Source organism: Bradyrhizobium manausense, from assembly GCF_018129685.1.
GTDB classification, from domain to species: Bacteria; Pseudomonadota; Alphaproteobacteria; order Rhizobiales; family Xanthobacteraceae; genus Bradyrhizobium; species Bradyrhizobium manausense_D.
This window is the reverse complement of record NZ_JAFCLG010000013.1, coordinates 108,183-126,597: the sequence shown is the minus strand read 5'-3', so window position 1 is coordinate 126,597 and position 18,415 is coordinate 108,183. Positions and strand designations below refer to the sequence as shown.

17 protein-coding genes are annotated in these 18,415 nt (G+C 62.6%); 14 read left to right on the top strand and 3 right to left on the bottom strand.

Going from position 1 to position 18,415, the window contains the following annotated elements; all coding sequences use genetic code 11:
• The first annotated feature begins 72 nt into the window (after nucleotides 1–72).
• The 9 genes from JQ621_RS25580 (at nucleotide 73) to JQ621_RS25540 (ending at nucleotide 8,057) form a co-directional block, all read left to right on the top strand.
• Entirely contained in the window at nucleotides 73–426 is a 354-nt protein-coding gene (locus tag JQ621_RS25580; RefSeq protein WP_409334249.1) for a hypothetical protein, read from the top strand.
• Between the two features lie 49 nt (nucleotides 427–475).
• Complete coding sequence (locus JQ621_RS25575; protein WP_212238034.1) at nucleotides 476–2,680, top strand: heavy metal translocating P-type ATPase; 2,205 nt, start codon at nucleotides 476–478, stop codon at nucleotides 2,678–2,680.
• A 65-nt stretch (nucleotides 2,681–2,745) separates the two neighbouring features.
• A complete protein-coding gene (locus JQ621_RS25570) occupies nucleotides 2,746–3,267 on the top strand; it encodes an MgtC/SapB family protein (protein ID WP_312015448.1) in 522 nt (173 codons plus the stop codon).
• 71 nt (nucleotides 3,268–3,338) lie between these two features.
• Complete coding sequence (locus tag JQ621_RS25565; RefSeq protein ID WP_024582871.1) at nucleotides 3,339–3,653, top strand: ferritin family protein; 315 nt, start codon at nucleotides 3,339–3,341, stop codon at nucleotides 3,651–3,653.
• A 22-nt stretch (nucleotides 3,654–3,675) separates the two neighbouring features.
• Complete coding sequence (locus tag JQ621_RS25560; RefSeq protein ID WP_212238032.1) at nucleotides 3,676–3,930, top strand: PilZ domain-containing protein; 255 nt, start codon at nucleotides 3,676–3,678, stop codon at nucleotides 3,928–3,930.
• A 34-nt stretch (nucleotides 3,931–3,964) separates the two neighbouring features.
• Nucleotides 3,965–4,438: a hypothetical protein gene (locus JQ621_RS25555; RefSeq protein ID WP_212238030.1), complete on the top strand. Its 474-nt coding sequence runs from the start codon at nucleotides 3,965–3,967 to the stop codon at nucleotides 4,436–4,438.
• Between the two features lie 108 nt (nucleotides 4,439–4,546).
• Nucleotides 4,547–5,446: a cation diffusion facilitator family transporter gene (locus JQ621_RS25550; RefSeq protein ID WP_212238028.1), complete on the top strand. Its 900-nt coding sequence runs from the start codon at nucleotides 4,547–4,549 to the stop codon at nucleotides 5,444–5,446.
• Nucleotides 5,439–6,470 carry a cation diffusion facilitator family transporter gene (locus JQ621_RS25545; protein WP_212238026.1) on the top strand — a complete coding sequence of 344 codons (1,032 nt, stop codon included), beginning with the start codon at nucleotides 5,439–5,441 and terminating at the stop codon, nucleotides 6,468–6,470. Before JQ621_RS25550 ends, JQ621_RS25545 begins: the two co-directional genes overlap by 8 nt.
• Nucleotides 6,471–6,704: 234 nt before the next feature.
• Complete coding sequence (locus JQ621_RS25540; protein ID WP_212238024.1) at nucleotides 6,705–8,057, top strand: tetratricopeptide repeat protein; 1,353 nt, start codon at nucleotides 6,705–6,707, stop codon at nucleotides 8,055–8,057.
• 18 nt (nucleotides 8,058–8,075) lie between these two features.
• Here JQ621_RS25540 and JQ621_RS25535 read toward each other — a convergent pair whose 3' ends face one another.
• From JQ621_RS25535 to JQ621_RS25525, 3 genes are all read right to left on the bottom strand, one after another.
• On the bottom strand, nucleotides 8,076–10,070 hold the full coding sequence (locus tag JQ621_RS25535) for a carbohydrate porin (protein ID WP_212238022.1): 1,995 nt from the start codon (nucleotides 10,068–10,070) through the stop codon (nucleotides 8,076–8,078).
• Nucleotides 10,071–10,732: 662 nt separating this feature from the next.
• Nucleotides 10,733–11,629, bottom strand: coding sequence for an NAD(P)/FAD-dependent oxidoreductase (locus tag JQ621_RS25530; RefSeq protein WP_212238020.1), 897 nt, complete (start codon nucleotides 11,627–11,629; stop codon nucleotides 10,733–10,735).
• Between the two features lie 211 nt (nucleotides 11,630–11,840).
• On the bottom strand, nucleotides 11,841–14,282 hold the full coding sequence (locus JQ621_RS25525; RefSeq protein WP_212238018.1) for a heavy metal translocating P-type ATPase: 2,442 nt from the start codon (nucleotides 14,280–14,282) through the stop codon (nucleotides 11,841–11,843).
• Nucleotides 14,283–14,335: 53 nt separating this feature from the next.
• Here JQ621_RS25525 and JQ621_RS25520 point away from each other — a divergent pair, with 53 nt between their 5' ends.
• From JQ621_RS25520 to JQ621_RS25500, 5 genes are all read left to right on the top strand, one after another.
• A complete protein-coding gene (locus JQ621_RS25520; protein ID WP_212238016.1) occupies nucleotides 14,336–14,611 on the top strand; it encodes a metal-sensitive transcriptional regulator in 276 nt (91 codons plus the stop codon).
• Nucleotides 14,612–14,695: 84 nt separating this feature from the next.
• Complete coding sequence (locus JQ621_RS25515; RefSeq protein ID WP_212238014.1) at nucleotides 14,696–15,163, top strand: hypothetical protein; 468 nt, start codon at nucleotides 14,696–14,698, stop codon at nucleotides 15,161–15,163.
• A 77-nt stretch (nucleotides 15,164–15,240) separates the two neighbouring features.
• Nucleotides 15,241–15,531 (top strand): hypothetical protein, encoded by a 291-nt coding sequence (locus tag JQ621_RS25510; protein ID WP_100554763.1) that lies wholly within the window; start codon nucleotides 15,241–15,243, stop codon nucleotides 15,529–15,531.
• Nucleotides 15,532–15,540: 9 nt separating this feature from the next.
• A complete protein-coding gene (locus JQ621_RS25505; RefSeq protein ID WP_212238011.1) occupies nucleotides 15,541–17,007 on the top strand; it encodes a TolC family protein in 1,467 nt (488 codons plus the stop codon).
• A 10-nt stretch (nucleotides 17,008–17,017) separates the two neighbouring features.
• The gene (locus tag JQ621_RS25500) at nucleotides 17,018–18,391 is read left to right on the top strand and encodes a multicopper oxidase family protein (protein ID WP_212238009.1); all 1,374 of its coding nucleotides are present in this window, start codon (nucleotides 17,018–17,020) and stop codon (nucleotides 18,389–18,391) included.
• Nucleotides 18,392–18,415: the final 24 nt, after the last annotated feature.

Below are 18,415 nucleotides of genomic sequence, written 5' to 3'. Positions count from 1 at the left end.
CGCCGGAGTTGCGGCTCGGCGTGGATGCGCGTGACCGGTCGGCGCGCCGGCCGTTTTCTCTTGGTCGCGTCCATGTCCTTGGCTGCCATCGTCACGGCCGACGCATGGCGCGCCCTCCGGGCTGAAGAACCGAAGGCGAATATCGTCGGTCTGGGCGCCACGACATGCCAGCGGTTCGTAGCTGATGTCAAAGCCAATCCGGCAGTCCGACGAGACTATCTGGCCTGGGCGCAGGGGTTCATGAGCGGAATCATATCGAGCAGGCCGGTTGGCGTCGATGAGGGTCTGGACCTCGCTCCGGCGACGTTCGACCTCATCAGGCAACTGCAGTTTGTGGAAGATCACTGCGCGCGGAACGTCACACTGGATTTTTCGGATGCCGTAGCAGCCCTGTACAAGCGGCTCCGCCAGGAGGGCAAGACGTGAAACTGAAAGAATCCCGCGAGAGTCCCCCTCTGGGGGCAAGGAATTGATGATGAGCGACACCTCACAGGCCGCGAAGGTACGCTTCCAGGTGGAAGGGATGGATTGCGCCTCTTGCGCCGCGAAGATCGAAAATGCTCTCCAGCGAATGCGCGGCGTCACGGAGGTGAACGTATCCGTCACCGGTGGCACGGTTACTGTCGGGCACGATCAAGCGGATATCAAAGCGATGAGTAGCCAGATCGCGGGTCTGGGATATGCCGTCACCGGGTCGGAAGAGTTCGGAGCCAAACACGCTGGTCAGGAAGTGTCCGCGGCCGAGAGAGACGCTGGTCATTCCCACATCCACGATCGCGGGCCGGCGGACCAAAGCTGGTGGCAAAGCCGCAAGGGCCGGTTGACTATCGCGTCCGGAGCCGCTCTCGCGGTCGCTTTCGCGTTAGGAAAAGCCATTCCGGCCATTGAGCAGTGGGCATTTTTACTGGCGATGATGGTCGGCCTGATCCCGATCGCGAGGCGCGCAGTATCCGCTGCCATTGCGGGAACGCCGTTCTCGATCGAGATGCTGATGTCGATCGCGGCCGTCGGTGCGGTCTCCATCGGCGCGACGGAGGAGGCGGCGACGGTGGTCTTCCTGTTCCTGATCGGCGAGCTTCTGGAGGGTGTCGCCGCCAGCCGCGCGCGCGCCAGCATCCAAGACCTGACCAAGCTGGTACCGAAGACCGCCCGACTGGAGGAAGATGGCCAGGTTCGCGAGGTGCAAGCCGATGCGCTTTCAGTCGGGGCCACGATTCAGGTGCGTCCCGGCGACAGGATCCCGGCCGACGGCGTCATCGTGTCCGGAGAGAGTTCGATCGACGAAGCGCCGGTCACCGGCGAAAGCACGCCCGTTCGGAAAGGCCGCGATGAGAACCTGTTCGCCGGCACCGTCAACGGAGACGGACTGCTCCGGGTGCGGGTGACGGCCGCTGCGGCAGACAATACGATCGCTCGTGTCGTGAAGCTCGTCGAAGAGGCGCAGGAGTCGAAGGCTCCGACCGAACGCTTTATCGACCGCTTCTCCCGGTACTACACGCCCGGCGTGGTCGCCGTCGCGGCGCTGGTGGCCATCGTTCCGCCGTTGCTGTTCGGTGGAGCTTGGAACGCCTGGATCTACAAGGGCTTGGCGATTCTTCTGATCGGATGTCCCTGCGCCCTTGTGATCTCGACGCCCGCAGCGATCGCCGCCAGTCTATCTGCCGGTGCCCGCCGGGGTCTTCTGCTGAAGGGGGGGGCCGTTCTAGAGCAGATCGGCAAGATTACCGTCGCCTGTTTCGACAAGACGGGCACGCTTACCGCGGGCAAGCCCCAGGTGACGGATATAATCGGCTTCGAGCGCAGCGAGGGTGACGTCCTGCGTTTCGCTGCCGCTCTCGAGTCCGGATCCAGTCACCCGCTTGCCACTGCGATCCTGTCGAGGGCGGCGGAGCAGAAGATCTTGGTGCCACCGACTTCCGACTCTAAAGCAATCGGCGGCAAAGGCGTCCAGGCGACGGTCGAAGGCGTAATGACATTTCTCGGTTCACCGAATGCGGTTTCCGAACTCGCTCCCGTCACGGTGGACCAGACTGCCCGGATTGCGGCCCTCAACGACGAAGGCAAGACGGTTTCCCTGCTCGTTATGGACGGCAGGGTTGCCGGAGCCGTCGCCATGCGGGACGAGCCACGTCCGGATGCCAAGAAGGGGCTGAAGCTCCTCACGGATGCCGGCATCCGGACGGTGATGCTGACCGGCGACAATCGCCGTACCGCCACCGCCATCGGCCAGCAATTGGGAATCGACGTGGAAGCGGAACTTCTGCCGCAGGACAAGCAGCGTATCGTCGGCCAGTTTCAGAAAGCCGGCTGGTCCGTCGCCAAGGTCGGCGACGGCATCAACGATGCACCCGCGCTCGCCGCCGCCGACGTCGGAATCGCCATGGGCGGTGGCACCGACGTCGCGCTGGAGACCGCGGACGCCGCCGTGCTGCACGGGCGGGTCTCCGATGTCGCGGCCATGGTCGATCTGTCGAAGCGAACGATGACCAACATTCGCCAGAACATCACGGTCGCGCTCGGGCTGAAGGCGGTATTCCTCGTTACCACCGTCGCCGGGATCACCGGGCTGTGGCCGGCCATCCTGGCCGACACCGGCGCAACCGTGCTGGTGACGCTGAACGCCCTGCGGCTGCTCCGTTTACCTAACAAGCTTGCAAGCACAGGGAAGGACGGGAATTGAAGCGAATACCCAACATCCTGACGGCGCGTAAAACGATAGCCTTCGTCGCCGTACTCTCGCTTGTCGTGGGGCTGGCAACCGACGCGGCCATCGCGTCCGCCACTACGGGCGATGCCGGGGGGATTACGAAGTTCGATGCCGCGCTGCTGGTCCGTATCGGCGTCGCGGTGGCTCTCGCTTTCCCGATCGGGTGGGAACGCGAGTTTCGTGGTTCCGAGGCCGGCGACCGAACCTTCATGCTGGTCAGCCTGGGAGCGGCCGCCTTCACGGCCGTGGGCGTCGAGAATTTTCCGGCGACCGCCGAAAAAGTGATGGCGGGCGTCGTGACCGGCGTCGGCTTTCTCGGAGGCGGCATGATCCTGAGGGACGGAGGCGCCGTCAGAGGATTGACTACCGCGGCGGCGATCTGGTCGACGGCCGCGGTCGGCATGCTCGCGGGCGTCGGTGAGCTTCTCATCGCCGCGCTCGTCACCGGAATGGTTATCCTGATCCTCGAATTTGAATTCCTGCCGGTGATCGGCCGGCTCGACGCCCGCCGTTGGCGGCCGAAGAAAATCAAACCGGAAGGGAGGCCAAATGAGCTCTGACGAGCACCTACTCTAGGCGCGTCGCTTCTTTTCACTATTCGCATTCACGACATAACCAGCAGGAGACGAAAATGGGCTTCGATCAATATCACGAACCGGCGGATGAGCTTTCACAGGAGACGCGTACTTTTGCGCGAATGATCACGTCGCTGATCGAGGAAGCCGAGGCCATAGGGTGGTACGAACAGCGGATGTCGCTGGAAAAGGACAAGGAGGCCAAGGCCATCATGGCCAACGCGCAGAAGGAGGAGTTCAAGCACTTTGGAATGAACCTCGAATTCCTGCTCCGCCGCAACAAAGACTGGCGGACTGAGCTTCAGGGCATCCTGTTCACGAAAGGCGACATCGTCGAACTCGCGGAGAAAGCCGAAAAGAAGGTCGACTAGCGTGTCACGATGGGAGGCCCTCATGGAAGACAAGCGCAAACTGAGGCGGACGCGCGTTTTGAAGGCCGGAATGATCTCGTTCGGGGGATCGGCGATCTCTTGCACCGTGCGCAACCTGACGAAATCCGGCGCCATGCTGGACGTCGTGAGCCCGCTCGGCGTCCCAAGGGAATTCACGCTGGTGATCTCGTCCGATGATGCTCGCCGCGAATGTCGGATCGTCTGGATCAAGGAACAGCGTATCGGCATCTCCTTCAAACCGAATCGAGAACCTTGAGGGTGCGGTCGGCAGCGCTGGCAGGGAGAACCTCATGTCGCGTATCGTGATAGCTTTTATGATCTGCCTCATGACCTCCGGCGCGATGGCGCGTGCTTCGGGGCAGGCACAAGGCCGGTTGGTCCCTTTGTCTTCCGGCCAGTACGACCGGTTCTCTCCCGCCATACGCTCCGCACTAGATCTGGCGAAGCGCGCGTGCGGGGATGAATACATCACCGTGCGCAACGGCTTCCTGCGGTATCTGCAGGGAGCCACGGGTGAAGAATTCACGGCGGTGCACTTCGACCAGATCGGCTGCGGGAACAGAGCGGAAGTCTGTACGTCAAGTGGCTGTCTCCACCGCGTTTTCGTTTCCAGGGCAGGGTCGCAGCGGGAGGTCTGGCGGGGAAACGTTTCCGAAATCGACATGTCGATCGTTTCCGGCGTCCCTTCCATCGAAGTGCATTGCGGCGCATTCGATCATAGCTGCTGCAGACGATTGATCTGGAACGGAAGCCGATTCCGTTGAAGCCCGAATGGAAAGTTGATCTTAGAGTATTGACGTCATCGATAGTCGTGCACCTGCGCCGCGGTCGCGCGGAATTTCAAGAAGTCTCAAACCCCGGGAGTTGACGTCATGCACGGTGGAGGTGCCGCAGGAACCGCGGCCGCGCAACACGCTGGACGGCTGAGGTGGGCGCTCGCCCTGACTGCGACGTACATGGTGGCCGAGGTCGTCGGCGGTCTGGTCACGGGCAGTCTCGCGCTGCTGGCGGACGCCGCGCACATGATGACAGACGTCGGCGGGCTGGCGCTTGCTCTGCTCGCGATCCGTTTCGCGCAGCGCGAGGCGACCCCGCAGCGGACCTACGGCTACCTTCGCATGGAAGTGCTGTCCGCGCTCACCAACGCGGTCGTGCTGCTGCTGCTCACGGTCTACATCCTTTACGAAGCATACCAGCGCTTCCAGGCCCCACCCGAGATCCGGAGCGGACCGATGCTCGTCGTCGCGGCGATCGGCCTTGTCGTCAACCTGATCAGCATGCGGCTGCTCGCGGGAGGGTCGTCAGAAAGCCTCAACGTCAAGGGTGCCTATTTCGAGGTGCTGAGCGACATGCTCGGCTCGATCGGGGTCATCGTCGCTGCCCTGCTCATGATGTGGAAAGGCTGGGCACTTGCCGACCCGATCATCGGCGCCGGCATCGGGCTGTTCATCGTGCCGAGGACATGGACGCTGCTGAAGCAGGTCACGCACATCCTTATGGAGGGTACGCCGGCCAACGTTGACCTTGGGATACTAGAACGCAAGCTCATGGAGATCCCCGGCGTGACAGCCGTCCACGATCTTCACGTATGGACCGTTACATCCGGATTCGACGCCATGAGCGGCCATCTGGTCGTCGCCGACATTTCGCGCGGACGCGAGGCACTGCGGGAAGCACGCCGCGTGATGAAGGACGAGTTTGGCATCGAACACGTCACCGTCCAGATCGAGGACGAAGCCATTAGAGCCGAGGAGGCCGTGCTGCATGTCTAACGCAAACAACAAGAGCGGGGGCGCCGATAATGATCATCGGCATGCCGGCCATGGCGACGGTGGAGGCCATGTCCATGGCGGCGATCACGGGCATGCCGCCGGCGATGATCACCACCACGATCATGGCGGCGCAGGACACGTCCATGCGCCGGCCAGTTTCGGCAAGGCCTTCGCCATCGGCATCACCTTGAACACCGCGCTCGTCGCCGCCGAGGCAGTCTACGGCTATCTAGGGAACTCGACCGCGCTGATGGCCGACGCCGGGCACAATCTGAGCGACGTTTTCGGACTTCTGGTGGCCTGGGCGGCGTCGATCGCCTCCCAGCGCGCCCCAAGCGGACGGTTCACGTACGGGCTTCGCGGCTCATCGATCCTCGCGGCATTAGCAAACGCAGTTTTTTTGCTGGTGGCCACCGGCGCGATCGGGTGGGAATCGGTCCAGCGTTTCCGGGATCCGGAACCAATAGCCGGCGTCACCGTCATGGTGGTGGCGACGATCGGTATCTTCGTGAACGGTGCCACGGCACTGTTGTTTGCAAGAGGAAGAAAAGGCGACATCAACATTCAGGGCGCATTCCTGCACATGGCGGGCGACGCCGCGGTGTCGGCCGGCGTCGTGATCTCGGCGGCCCTCATCTTGTGGACGGGATGGTTGTGGCTGGATCCCGCCATGAGCCTTGTCATCTGCGCCGTTATTCTGTGGAGCACATGGGGCCTGCTGCGGAGTTCCGTCGGCATGTCGTTGAGCGCAGCACCCGCGGAGATCGATCTCGACGCGGTCCGGGCGTTCCTGCTCGACAGGCCGGGTGTGTCGGAAATCCACGACTTGCATGTCTGGCCGATCAGCACCACCGAAACCGCGATGACCTGCCATCTAGTGGTCCCGACCGGACACCCGGGGGACGAATTCCTGATGGAATGCGCTCACATGCTGCAGGAGTTCTACAAGATTGGCCACGCGACCCTGCAGATCGAGATCAGCGAGGGCAACGCCTGCTCGCTCGCTCCGGATGACGTGGTCTAGGTGAACGGAAGCGAAGAGGAAGGAATCACGCGCGCCAACCGGCTGAAGGCGGAAATGGAAACCAGGCTCGCCGCCGAGCTTGGCGGCAGGGGGACAATTGCTTGTCCAGGATGCGCGAGCGACGGCGATTGGTACAGGGAGTCGGAAGGTTGGTCGTTCCGGTGCGGTGATTGCGGGCTACGCGCAACCGGGCTCTTTTCCCGCAGATCGGCCAACTAACGGGAGGGTATGCGGATGTCTCAGCGCACCTACGTGAATACGCGGATGGAGGCAACAAGCGCGGCACGTGGAAGACTGCGCGGCGCGGCGCCCCTGAGTGCTATTCGATACGCCGCAGCCTGCGCGGCATTCTGCATCTCGTTCATGTTCGCCCTCGCAGTGCCTTCGGCGGCGCAGACAGCTGGGGATCTCGTCCGCGAAGGGTTTGCCGCAAAAGAGCGGCGGCAATTTCCGTATGCCATTCAGTTGTTCAACGAAGTCCTCCGGCGAGGAGAGCTCGCGCCGGACCAACGAGGATTTCTTCTCTACAGCCGCGGGGTCTCCTACGAAGCGCTCGGTTTGCGCGACCGTGCGCTTGGCGATCTAGATGCTGCCATCGCACTCCTGCCGCAGTTTCCGAACTCCTACGTCTATAGGGCGCTCATCTGGACGGATCGCCGCGAATTCGACCGCGCGCGCGACGACCTGATGCAGGCGCTTCGGCTCAACCCCAACAGCGCGCTGATCCACAACAATCTCGGTTCGGTTTACGAACGTAAGGGCGAATTGGACTTGGCCATCGAGAATTACGGGACCGCAATACATCTCGATCCGGCGTATGCGGAGGCCTTTTACAATCGCGCCCACGCCTTCATCGCAAAGCAGGATTACCAGGCTGCGATAGCCGACTACGATCGTGCGATTGCCTTGCAGAAGGACTTTGCCGATGCCTACAGCAACCGTGGCGGCGTCTACCTAATGCAGGGAGACACGGAAAAGGCCATCGCGGATTTTGGCAAGGCGATACGGCTCCGAGAAAGCGACCCCATCTTTTGGGCCAACAGGGCAAACGCCTATTTGGCGATTGGCAGATACCAGGAAGCGATCGGCGATTTTGATCGGGCCCAAAAGATTGATCCCGGCAATGCCGCCGTCTATCTGGGACGAGGACGCGCGCGGATGTACTCGGACGCTATCTTTGCAGCGGTCGAGGACCTTCAGACCGCCGTTCGCCTCAGACCATCAAACCCGAATCCTGCGATCTGGCTGCACATCGCGCGCGTTCACCAAGGATACGCCGACCGCCAGGAACTCGAAGCGAACACAGCCAGGGTGAAGCGCGACCAGTGGCCGAGCGCGGTCCTCGATCTCTATCTTGGAAATGTGGACACCGTTCAGGTACGTCAGATTGCCGAAGAAGGCAACGGTCCCAACGCGGCCAGGCGCCTTTGCGAAGCGGATTTCTATATCGGCGAGTTCCTCGCGCACAACGGCAAGACGCCGGATGGCCGCCAAATCCTGCAAACGGTGATGGCGAAGTGTCGTCCCGCGGATGTCATGTTCAGCGCCGCAAGTGCGGAGTTGAGCGAGATGACCCCGACGAAATAGCCGTGTGATATGCCTTTGCTAGAACTGCGCGCGCACGCGAAAGCCAAAAACCGAGACCGGTCCGCGGTCCCGGTTATACGCCGGGTTGGCGATGAACTGATAGTTCAAGGTCGCGCGCCATACCGATATCGGAAAGCTGTAGTAGGTTTCGATGATCTTCTCCGGACCAGAATTGGGAAGCCGGCCGTCGCCGATCAGAATGCCGAGCCCTCCGGCATCGAGATAGGCCCGCCGCGCGCTTGAAACGCCGTTGATAACGCCAGCCAGACCGAAGGCGTCATTCGGTCTATTCCACGATGGACCCGCGAGCGAGAGCCCGGCCGCAGCCGTCCTGTCGATGTCCGTGAATTCATACGACTCCACGGAGCCGTCCGCGACGCCCGCGCGCGCAAAGATGCCCAGATCGCGGGTTATCTCCTGTTCGAGATTGACGCTGACGCCCGCGCGGCTGCGATACGACCGGACGGATGCCGTGTCGGCAGGGCCCCCGGTCGCCTGGGCCAGCGCCACGGCGTCGTCGAAGCGTCCCATGCGTCCCCGCGTCAGAAAGCCGGTCACCGCGACCTTGCCGGGTTTGCCCCAGATCTCATGCCGGTGTTCGACTTCTCCGACCCATTGGAATTGCTGGAAGGTCGGATCGAGTTCCGAACTATTGGGCACCCTCGACAGATCGAACAGGCCGCCGCGCAAAGTCCAGGAGCCCTTGTACCATTCGACCGCGGCACCATAGGTGTAGCCCCAGGCGTCCGCCGCATAGTCGAAAGTACCCGTGTCTACGAGCGACCAGTTCATGAAGTCCTTGCGCGGGTCGTGCGCGTATTTGTTGGTATCGAACACGTCTGTTACGGCGAACTTTCCGACCGTCACGACGATCCGATCGTTCGTCTGGGTACCGGCGAACTGATTGATGTCGCCGTCGACCTTCTTCGTTTCGCCGCCGAGATTCAACGTCTGGCGGAAGAAAGCCCGCGGAATCCGAGCGTAGGGAACGGCAGAGCCGACCTTGTAGGCTTCGCCGCTTGGAAATCCCGCGACGCCAAGCGTCGAACTCAAACCGAACCCTTGGTCGATCTCCGGATTGATCCAGAATTCGCCGCCCTCCCACGGCCGGATGCCGGCATAGAAGGTGACGTCCCAAGTTTCGCGGGACTGGTTGGGGATGAGGCTGTTCGTGCCGCGATAGGGTGCGCGAAACGGCGCCGCATACTGCTGCAGGTAGGTGGTCTGAGCCCGCAGATTGAACCAGTCGATCTCCAGAGGCTTCAGGCCCTCGTCGAGCACTTGCCGGTCATGCCGGCCAAACCGATAGTTGAAGCCCAGGCGTGCCGTGTGGACCGCCCAATCCGACGAAACCCGCTGCGCCGCTCCCGAGAATGTCACGCCTTGCGATCCGAAACCTGTGCCGAGATATTCGAACCTTGCCGACCAGTTGGGCGATAACCCGAACTCCGCCCCCGCGCCCCATGCGAGACCGAGCCGGGTGAGATCGTGCATCTCGCCGTCGGCGGCCGCGACCGGTGCGAGCGTCGACCGATCGTAAGTCCACGCCAGGCCGCCCGTGGCGTAGAAAAGCCAGGCACCCGGCGCGTAGCCAAGGCGCGCGCGCACCGATCCAGAGGCTTGCACCGCTTCTTTGAGCGTCGAGGGGCCCTGCGCACCGGGGAGGGAGGCGGAGCCCGCGATCGTACTCGGAAAGGACACGTCGGCCTCGATGCCAAGGACCAAACGAGAAGGCAGCATGTAGTTGTACCCGGCGCTCAGTCCTATGGCGTAGCTGCCCGTTCCCTTGAAGGGGTCGAAGGCACCGAACAGGCCGAACGATCCCGCCATCGGCGGCGTTCCCGTGCCGCTTGACGAAAACTGTGAGCTTCCGGCCGAATAGCCGAAATGGGCGCCAATAAATGGTCCGGTCCAGTCGAAAGCCTCCGCGAGGCGGGGCCGACTCGCATCCGCCGCAACGCCGTCGCAGATGCACCCTGTCGCAAGCAAAACGCCAAAAATGACCCGCTTCATCGCCCCCAAACCTTCAAACCCCTTGGCATAAAAAAGCGCATTGCATGACGTATTTGGCAACCGATTAACAATCTTTCGGCGTCATAGTCCTGTCGTAAAAACCTGGAAAAGGCGGACGCCAGAAGCAGGTCACCTTCCTGGGCAATCACAAGGGCCGCGGGAACAAGTAGCCGGGACCTAGAGGAAGGCGCCGAATGTTGCTAGACCCAGCGGCCCATACATATTTTCGCACGTATTCTTTTGGCAAACGGGCAGGCCGGATCGGCGAACCATAACAGCCGCGTCTTTCGGCCAGTGATCCAAAATGGCCTACTCAGACCGCCTTCGCGACCGTGACCCCGCCAGCTGTCTAATCAGTTTAACCGTTCCTAGAACGGGCAGTAATCGCTGCCTCAGTCAAATCAAAAAAGTTCAGAAGTTCCATAAGATATCCTATGCGGCGACATGGCTATGGTTACAATCCGGGATACGGTTATGGCTACGGTCCCGGCATCAGCTTCGGTTTCGGCGGCGGTTTCGGCCATCATCACCATCACTGGTGAGCGGGGTCTTACGTCCGGCGACGGTGCACACTTTCGTGGCTGCGCGCAGCAGCGCCGTCACCGTGCCTGATCGGCCTGACGATAATGGCACCGATCCTGGACGATAGCCCCACGAAGGGGCTATTCGCGCAGCGAGTTATGAATGGCAGTTGCTGCGGCAGCAGCGTGTCCCATTGCGACGCTGATTTGGTCGACACCCTTCGCGACGTCTCCCGCAACGAAAAAGTTCGCGACCGTGCTTCGCTGGTGCTCGTCGGCAACCACGCAGTGATTATCGAGAGCCGCTCCCAGTGCGCCCGCTAGAGATGATCGCGGGGCACAGCCTAAAGCCGAGTAGAGGGTATCGAACGCAAGCGTACCGTGACGGTTCATGGTGAGCCCAACGATCTTGCCCTCATCGATTTCGACTTGCGTGACCGCCTCTTCGACGGCCTTGATGCCGGCGGCATGCATTTTTTGCCGCTGCGCGCTATCGAGCCTTAGCGGCTCGCCCAGCGAGAACAGCGTGATGTCGGACGTGTAGGTCCTCAGGAAAAGCGCTTCACCGAGACCGGTTTCGCCATGGCCGATGACCGCAATTTTGTGGTCGATCACTTCGTATCCGTCACAAATTCCGCAGTGGCGGATGAGGCCTTTCTGAACCGCATCGAAGAGGTTAGGAAGCGCCGGCTCCTTGTCGATCACGCCTGTGGCGAGCAGGACGGTTTTTGCACTGACTTGTGTGCCTTCGAGTGTTGCTTCAAACGTTCCGTCCGGCAAGTGCTCAAGTTCGGATACGGTGCCTGAAACGATACGCGCTCCATATTTCACGGCTTGCGAGCGCATACGGCCCACCAGTTCGCTGCCGGTTACTCCTTCCGGAAAGCCGGCATGATTATGTGATTTCGGAATCCAAAGGGCCCGGCTGGCACCGGCGTCCGCGACGACGAAATTGCGCCGAAAACGGCCCAGATATATTGCAGCGGTAAGGCCGGCGGGGCCGCCGCCGATTACCAGGCAGTCGAGTTTGGTTGTCATAGTCGAACCTTTACTACTGCGTCGATGCTGAAAGACCCGTCACGGGTGTTCCTCTGCCCCGACGCGCCCTGGATTGCGAAATTGGCACAGCCGTCTGGGCCAGGTCCGAGATATTTCGCTTCGTACGGACCGGCCCCGACAATGAGGTCGGAAAGGAGAATGCAGCGTCACGGCGCTCTCCGCACTGCGGGGCAATTCAGCACTCTTTCAGCTATATCCGAACCGCTCGCAGCCGCAGCGCGTTGCCGACAACGCTCACGGACGAGAGCGCCATTGCGGCAGCGGCAATGACCGGGGAGAGCAGCAATCCGAACGTCGGATACAGGATGCCCGCCGCGATCGGAATTCCCGCCGCGTTATAGATGAAAGCAAAGAACAGGTTCTGCCGGATGTTGCTCATCGTCGCCTGAGAAAGACGCCGGGCGCGGACGATGCCGCCTAAGTCGCCCTTCAGCAGGGTGACGCCGGCGCTCTCCATCGCGACATCCGTTCCGGTACCCATGGCGATTCCGACGTCCGCCGCCGCGAGGGCAGGGGCGTCGTTGACGCCATCCCCCGCCATCGCGACGACGCGGCCTTCCTGCTGGAGCTTGCTGACGACGGCGCTCTTCTGATCCGGAAGCACCTCCGCCTCGACGTCTGGAATGCCGAGCCGCCGCGCGATCGCGCTTGCCGTCGTACGGTTATCGCCGGTCAGCATGATGACCTTGATGCCTTCGGCGGCCAGCGACTTCAGTGCATCCGGCGTCGACGCCTTGACCGGGTCGGCGATTGCCAGAATGCCGGCGAGTCTGCCGTCGACCGCGACGTTGATGACCGTCGCGCCGTCGCCTCGCAGCTTTTCCGCCTGCGTCTCCAACAGTTGCGTTTCAATGCCCGCGGATTTCAGAAAATTGGAGTTGCCGAGCAGGACCGACCTGCCGCCGACCTTACCCGTAACTCCCTTGCCGGTCGGGGAATCGAACTCCTGGACATCGGCGAGAGCCAGATTCCGTTCTTTCGCCGCCCGGACAATCGCGTCGGCGAGCGGATGTTCGCTGGACCGTTCGACGCTCGCCGCAAGCTTCAGAATTTCCGCTTCGTCGAATCCCTGCGCAGGGATGATGTCGACCACCTTCGGCTTGCCTTCGGTCAGCGTTCCCGTCTTGTCGACGACAAGCGTATCGACTTTTTCCATCCGTTCGAGCGCTTCCGCATTCTTGATCAGGACGCCGGCCTGGGCTCCGCGTCCGACGCCGACCATGATCGACATCGGCGTCGCAAGTCCGAGGGCGCAAGGGCAGGCAATGATCAGGACGCTCACGGCCGCAACCAGTCCGAACGCGAGCCGCGGCTCCGGGCCGAACAGCGCCCAGGCGCCGAAGGCGACGAGGGCTGCCGCAATCACGGCCGGCACGAACCAGCCGGCGACCTGGTCGGCGAGACGCTGGATGGGAGCGCGGGAACGCTGCGCCTGCGCCACCATCTGCACGATCTGGGAAAGAAGGGTATCACGGCCGACCTTCTCGGCCCGCATCACGAACCCGCCCGATTGATTCAGGGTGCCGGCGATCACCTTGGCGCCGCTCTCCTTGGAGACCGGCATGGACTCGCCGGTCACCAGCGACTCGTCGAGGGACGAGCGGCCTTCGATGATGACGCCGTCCACCGGCACCTTTTCCCCCGGTCGGACCCGCAGCTTGTCGCCGACGTTCAGGCTGTCGATAGCGACCTCCTGGTCCGCCCCGTTCTCGTCGACGAGGCGGGCGGTCTTGGGCGCCAGATCCAGCAGGGCCTTGATCGAGCCGGAGGTGGCCTCGCGGGCTCGAAGCTCCAGGACCTGGCCGAGCAGGACCAGAACGGTAATCACCGCAGCGGCCTCGAAATAGACCGCCACCGCGCCGCCGTGGCTTCGGAATGCGGGCGGGAAGATGCCCGGCGCTATGGTGGCGACAACGCTGTAGGCGAAGGCGACGCCCACGCCCATCGCAATCAGGGTGAACATGTTCAGGTTTCGGGTGACCAGCGACTGCCAGCCGCGCACGAAGAACGGCCACCCGGCCCAGAGAACGACCGGCATGGCGAAGACGAGTTGGATCCAGTTCGAGGGGTTTTGGTCGATCCAGCCGTGGCTGCCGACCAGATGGCCGCCCATCTCGAGTACAATGACCGGCAGCGCCAGCGCCAGCCCCACCCAGAAGCGCCGGGTCATGTCGGCCAGTTCGGGGTTGGGTTGGTCGTCGAGGCTGACCAGTTCGGGCTCCAGCGCCATCCCGCAGATCGGGCAGCTTCCGGGTCCGATCTGACGGATCTGCGGATGCATGGGGCAGGTGTAGACCGTGCCCTCCGGGACGTCGGCGTGCTGCGGCGCTTCGTTCGCCTTATCGAGGTATTGCTGCGGAGCGGCGGCGAACTTGGTTTGGCAGCCGGCCGAGCAGAAATGGTAGGTGACGCCCCTGAAGTCGAAGCGATGCTTGCTGGTTGCGGGATCGACGGTCATGCCGCAGACCGGGTCTACGACGCCGGCTCTGCCCGCAGCGTGATGATTATGGTCGTGCGCGTCTCCGCCCCCGCAGCACCCGCTCTTCTTGACCGGCGTTTCAGGACCGGCGGCGACCGCCTTTGACGAGCATCCGCATCCGCCTCGGGACATCGCCTTCTGTTCGCTGGCCATTTCGAGCTCCTTGCCTACTTGCAACCCATACCGTGTAGGGGTATATAAGACTCATGCGGAAAGACATCAAGGTATCCTGTCAGAAACGCCTCGGCCGGATCGAGGGCCAGGTGCGCGGCCTCTCCAAAATGGTGGACGAGGAGCGCTACTGCATCGATATCGTCACGCAGATTTCGGCGGTCCGTGCCGCGCTGCGACGGGTCGAGGAGGAAGTCCTGAAGGACCACGTCTCCCACTGCGTCGAACACGCCATCGCGAGCGGCGACAAAACAGACCAGAGGAAGAAGATCGCCGAATTAATGGCGGTCATCGGCCGGGCTGACCGATGAGCGACACCAAAAGTTCCATCTTGGCGGCTGCGATCTTCGCCGCTATGCTCCCGAGTCTTGGTGCGAAAAGGCGTTGATGTCTGCATGTTCGTCCGGTTGACCAGAACGAAGCGAACAAGGGCAGGGTGGCTGATAGCCCTTGCCTATCTGCTTTGCGTGCTGGCGCCGACGATCTCCTACGCGCTGCCCGGCGTCCACGCGCCCGCGCCGTGCCTGACGGACGAGAACCACGTTCCCGGAATGGTTCATGTCCATTCCGAGCCGCAACATTTGCACGACGACGGCCAGATCCATGATCATGCCGCTGCGCCGGCACATTCCGGCGGCGGTGACCATTCGATGTCGGTGGCATCGGATTCGAAGTCGGCTCCCGAAAAAGCTCCGCATAAATCCGGCGGGGAGTGCTGCGGGCTGATGTGCGTGACCGCTCTTCCGGCGAAGGTCGTCGACATCGTGACGCCTTCCGCTCCGACGGCGCTTTGCGAAGTCGAAGGTTACCTGAACGTCGCCGACAAGGCTCCCCCCCGGCACTATCGCCCCCCCATTTCCTGACCTGATCGAAGCTACGCGGTGCCGTGCCTGTCGAGGGCTCGCGCGCCTGTGGTCCATCGTCAGTTCAGGAAAAGATAATGTTTGCGCAGCTTGGGGCGATTCTCGCCGCCGTCCGGTCGGTGGTGAAGAGGATATTAGGCAATAGATTTCGGGCAATCGTGGGGATGACCGCCGCGACGTTGTCGCTCGGGGGATGCATTCCGACCGTTCCGCTCGTCGGTGCGGATCCGGCCGACCCGAACGTGCCGGTCGCCGGCGTCAGCTACCGCTCCGGCATCGCGCCCTACACAAGCATGCGGCCGACCGCGCCATCCGGCTGGAAAGAACAGAACCAGCGCGTAACTCCCACGCCCAAATCCGAGCAGTAGGAGGACGCCATGACAGAAACACTTTTCATCCGACTGCGACGCGCGACGGGCGCCACCGGGGCCAGAACGGCGTTATCGTCGCTGTCAGCCGCGCTGCTGCTCTCGGGTTGCGCAACGTTCTCTCCGGACGGCGGCATGACGGCGGTGGCCGACATCGCCGGCGGCACCATCAAGAAGGACGTGATTTCGATCCGGACCGCTGACGACGTCGTAGTCGCGAACGATGCGGTCAAGCGGCTGCTGCGCCGGACCCTGAACGTCGAAACCGCGGTCCAGGTCGCGCTCCTCAGCAACCGGGGCCTTCAGGCGGCCTACAACGAACTGGCGCTGGCGGAAGCGGACCTCGTCCAGGAGAGCCTGCCGCCCAATCCCACGTTCTCGATCTCACGAATATCGGGCAACGGAGCAGTCGAGATCGAACGGCAGGTCGTCGGCGACATTCTGGCGCTCGCCACCCTTCCGTTCCGCTCGGAAATCGCACGTCAACGATTCCGGCAGGCACAGTTGCGGGCCGCCCTCGAGACGCTGCGGCTCGCCGCGGAAGTCAGACGGTCCTATTACCGCGCGGTCGCCGCCAACGAACTCATCGGACTTCTCGCGGACGCCAAATCCACCGCGGAATCCACGGCGCAGCTCGCCCTCAAACTCGGCCAGACCGGATCGCTCAACAAGCTCGACCAGGCGCGCGAGCAGGTGTTCTATGCCGAGACCACGGCCGAACTCGGATCGATACGCCAGGAGGCGGCGAGCTCGCGCGAACGCCTCGCGCGTCTGATGGGGCTTTGGGGAAGTGACCTGGCCTTCCGGATTCCGAGCACGTTGCCGGCGTTGCCCCGGCATCCGTCGGCGCTCCCGTTGATCGAGGTCGATGCGGTCAGCCACCGCATCGACCTTCAGATCGCGCGGATCGAACTCGACGCGCTCGCAAAATCCCTCAATCTGACGGAAGCGAGCCGGTTCGTGACCCTGCTCGACGTGGCGGGGATCGACCGCAAGACGCGCGATCCCGAAAGTGCGCCCTTCCGCGAACGCGGCTTCGACATCCAGTTCCAGATCCCGATCTTCGACGGCGGCGAGGTGCGGGTCCGACAGGCCACCGAGACCTACAACCAGTCGTTCAACCGCCTGACCGAAAAGGCGATCAACGTACGTTCTGAGGCGAGGGACGCATATCGCGTCTACAGGTCGACCTACGAAATCGCCGGCCAGTACCAGCGTGAAGTGCTGCCGCTGCGCAAGATCATCACCGAAGAGATGCAGCTACGCTTCTCGAGCATGCAGATCGACGTTTTCGCGCTGCTGACCGAGGCGCGCCAGCGCATCGCATCGCTGCGCGCCGGAATCGAGGCCAAGCGAGACTTCTGGTTCGCCCAGTCCGACCTTCAGACGGTCGTCAACGGCGGCGGCTCCGGAGAGTCTCAGAACCAACCCCGTCAGACCACCACCGCCCAGGCCGGCGGGAGCGGCGGCCATTAAGGAGACAAGCATGCTATCGCGTAGAGGATTCATCGGAACGGCCGCGCTGATAAGCGCGAGCGCAGTGAGCGGCCGGGTGCAGGCGGCCAACATTCCGGAAGCGCCCTTCATGGAAAAGGCGGTAATGCAGCCGCCGCTGCATCCGACGTCCGGTCCGGACTATCGGCCGGTCGTGACGTTGAACGGATGGTCGCTGCCGTGGCGGATGAACGGGGACTGGAAGGAATTCCATCTCGTCGCCGAACCGGTCGTGCGCGAGTTCGCTGAGGGCATGAAGGCCTACTTGTGGGGATACAACGGGCAATCGCCCGGTCCGACCATCGAGGCGGTCGAAGGCGACAAGGTCCGGATCTTCGTCACCAACAAGCTGCCCGAGCATACCACCGTGCACTGGCACGGCATGATCGTACCGAACGGCATGGACGGGGTGGGCGGCCTCAACCAGCCTCACATCAAACCCGGCAAGACCTTCGTCTACGAATTCCAGATCAAGACGAGCGGGACGTTCATGTACCACCCGCACTCGGACGAGATGGTGCAGATGGCGATGGGCATGATGGGCATGTTCATTGTCCACCCCCGGGACCAGACCTTCCGGCCCGTCGACCGCGACTTCGTTTTCATCATGAGCACGTACCTGATCGACCCCGGCACCTACCTGCCGAAGGTCAACGAGATGACCGACTTCAACATGTGGACGTGGAACAGCCGCGTGTTTCCCGGCATCGATCCGCTGCCCGTCCGCCTGGGAGACAAGGTGCGCGTGCGCATCGGAAATCTCACGATGACCAACCACCCGATCCATCTGCACGGGCACAGCTTCGCGGTGACCTGCACAGACGGAGGCTGGGTGCCAGAAAGCGCGCAGTTGCCGGAGACGACGACCGACGTGCCCGTCGGAGCGGTCCGCGCCTTCGACGTGCTCGCGGACAATCCCGGCGACTGGGCGTTCCACTGCCACAAGTCGCACCACACCATGAACTCGATGGGGCACGACATGCGCAACATGATCGGTGTGTCGAAGAAGGATCTCGCCAAGGCTGTCGGCAAGCTCGCGCCCGAAGCGATGGTGATGGGTTCGACCGGAATGGCCATGGGCGAGATGGAGATGCCGATGCCGGACAACACGCTGATGATGATGTCGGGCTCCGGCCAGTTCGGCCCCATCGAAATGGGCGGCATGTTCTCCGTCATGAAGATCCGGGAAGGAATGGCCCGCGACGATTACAAGGACCCGGGCCCCTACAAAAATCCGCAAGGCACGGTCGCATACGAAGTCGATGCGCCCGCCTCAGCGGCTCCCCGCCAGAACGGCGGCAAGGAGGAAGGCGGGACGACGCAAATGAAGGGCATGAAAGGAATGAAAGGCATGAAGGGCATGTGATCCGGACGCCTTTTCGAACTAAAC

Bases quoted from the DNA above. Each gene is read 5' to 3' on its own strand.
- JQ621_RS25580 (WP_409334249.1), top strand. From the start codon at position 73: ATGTCCTTGGCTGCCATCGTCACGGCCGACGCATGGCGCGCCCTCCGG.
- JQ621_RS25575 (WP_212238034.1), top strand. From the start codon at position 476: ATGAGCGACACCTCACAGGCCGCGAAGGTACGCTTCCAGGTGGAAGGG.
- JQ621_RS25565 (WP_024582871.1), top strand. From the start codon at position 3,339: ATGGGCTTCGATCAATATCACGAACCGGCGGATGAGCTTTCACAGGAG.
- JQ621_RS25560 (WP_212238032.1), top strand. From the start codon at position 3,676: ATGGAAGACAAGCGCAAACTGAGGCGGACGCGCGTTTTGAAGGCCGGA.
- JQ621_RS25555 (WP_212238030.1), top strand. From the start codon at position 3,965: ATGTCGCGTATCGTGATAGCTTTTATGATCTGCCTCATGACCTCCGGC.
- JQ621_RS25550 (WP_212238028.1), top strand. From the start codon at position 4,547: ATGCACGGTGGAGGTGCCGCAGGAACCGCGGCCGCGCAACACGCTGGA.
- JQ621_RS25545 (WP_212238026.1), top strand. From the start codon at position 5,439: ATGTCTAACGCAAACAACAAGAGCGGGGGCGCCGATAATGATCATCGG.
- JQ621_RS25540 (WP_212238024.1), top strand. From the start codon at position 6,705: ATGTCTCAGCGCACCTACGTGAATACGCGGATGGAGGCAACAAGCGCG.
- JQ621_RS25535 (WP_212238022.1), bottom strand. From the start codon at position 10,070: ATGAAGCGGGTCATTTTTGGCGTTTTGCTTGCGACAGGGTGCATCTGC.
- JQ621_RS25530 (WP_212238020.1), bottom strand. From the start codon at position 11,629: ATGACAACCAAACTCGACTGCCTGGTAATCGGCGGCGGCCCCGCCGGC.
- JQ621_RS25525 (WP_212238018.1), bottom strand. From the start codon at position 14,282: ATGGCCAGCGAACAGAAGGCGATGTCCCGAGGCGGATGCGGATGCTCG.
- JQ621_RS25520 (WP_212238016.1), top strand. From the start codon at position 14,336: ATGCGGAAAGACATCAAGGTATCCTGTCAGAAACGCCTCGGCCGGATC.
- JQ621_RS25515 (WP_212238014.1), top strand. From the start codon at position 14,696: ATGTTCGTCCGGTTGACCAGAACGAAGCGAACAAGGGCAGGGTGGCTG.
- JQ621_RS25510 (WP_100554763.1), top strand. From the start codon at position 15,241: ATGTTTGCGCAGCTTGGGGCGATTCTCGCCGCCGTCCGGTCGGTGGTG.
- JQ621_RS25505 (WP_212238011.1), top strand. From the start codon at position 15,541: ATGACAGAAACACTTTTCATCCGACTGCGACGCGCGACGGGCGCCACC.
- JQ621_RS25500 (WP_212238009.1), top strand. From the start codon at position 17,018: ATGCTATCGCGTAGAGGATTCATCGGAACGGCCGCGCTGATAAGCGCG.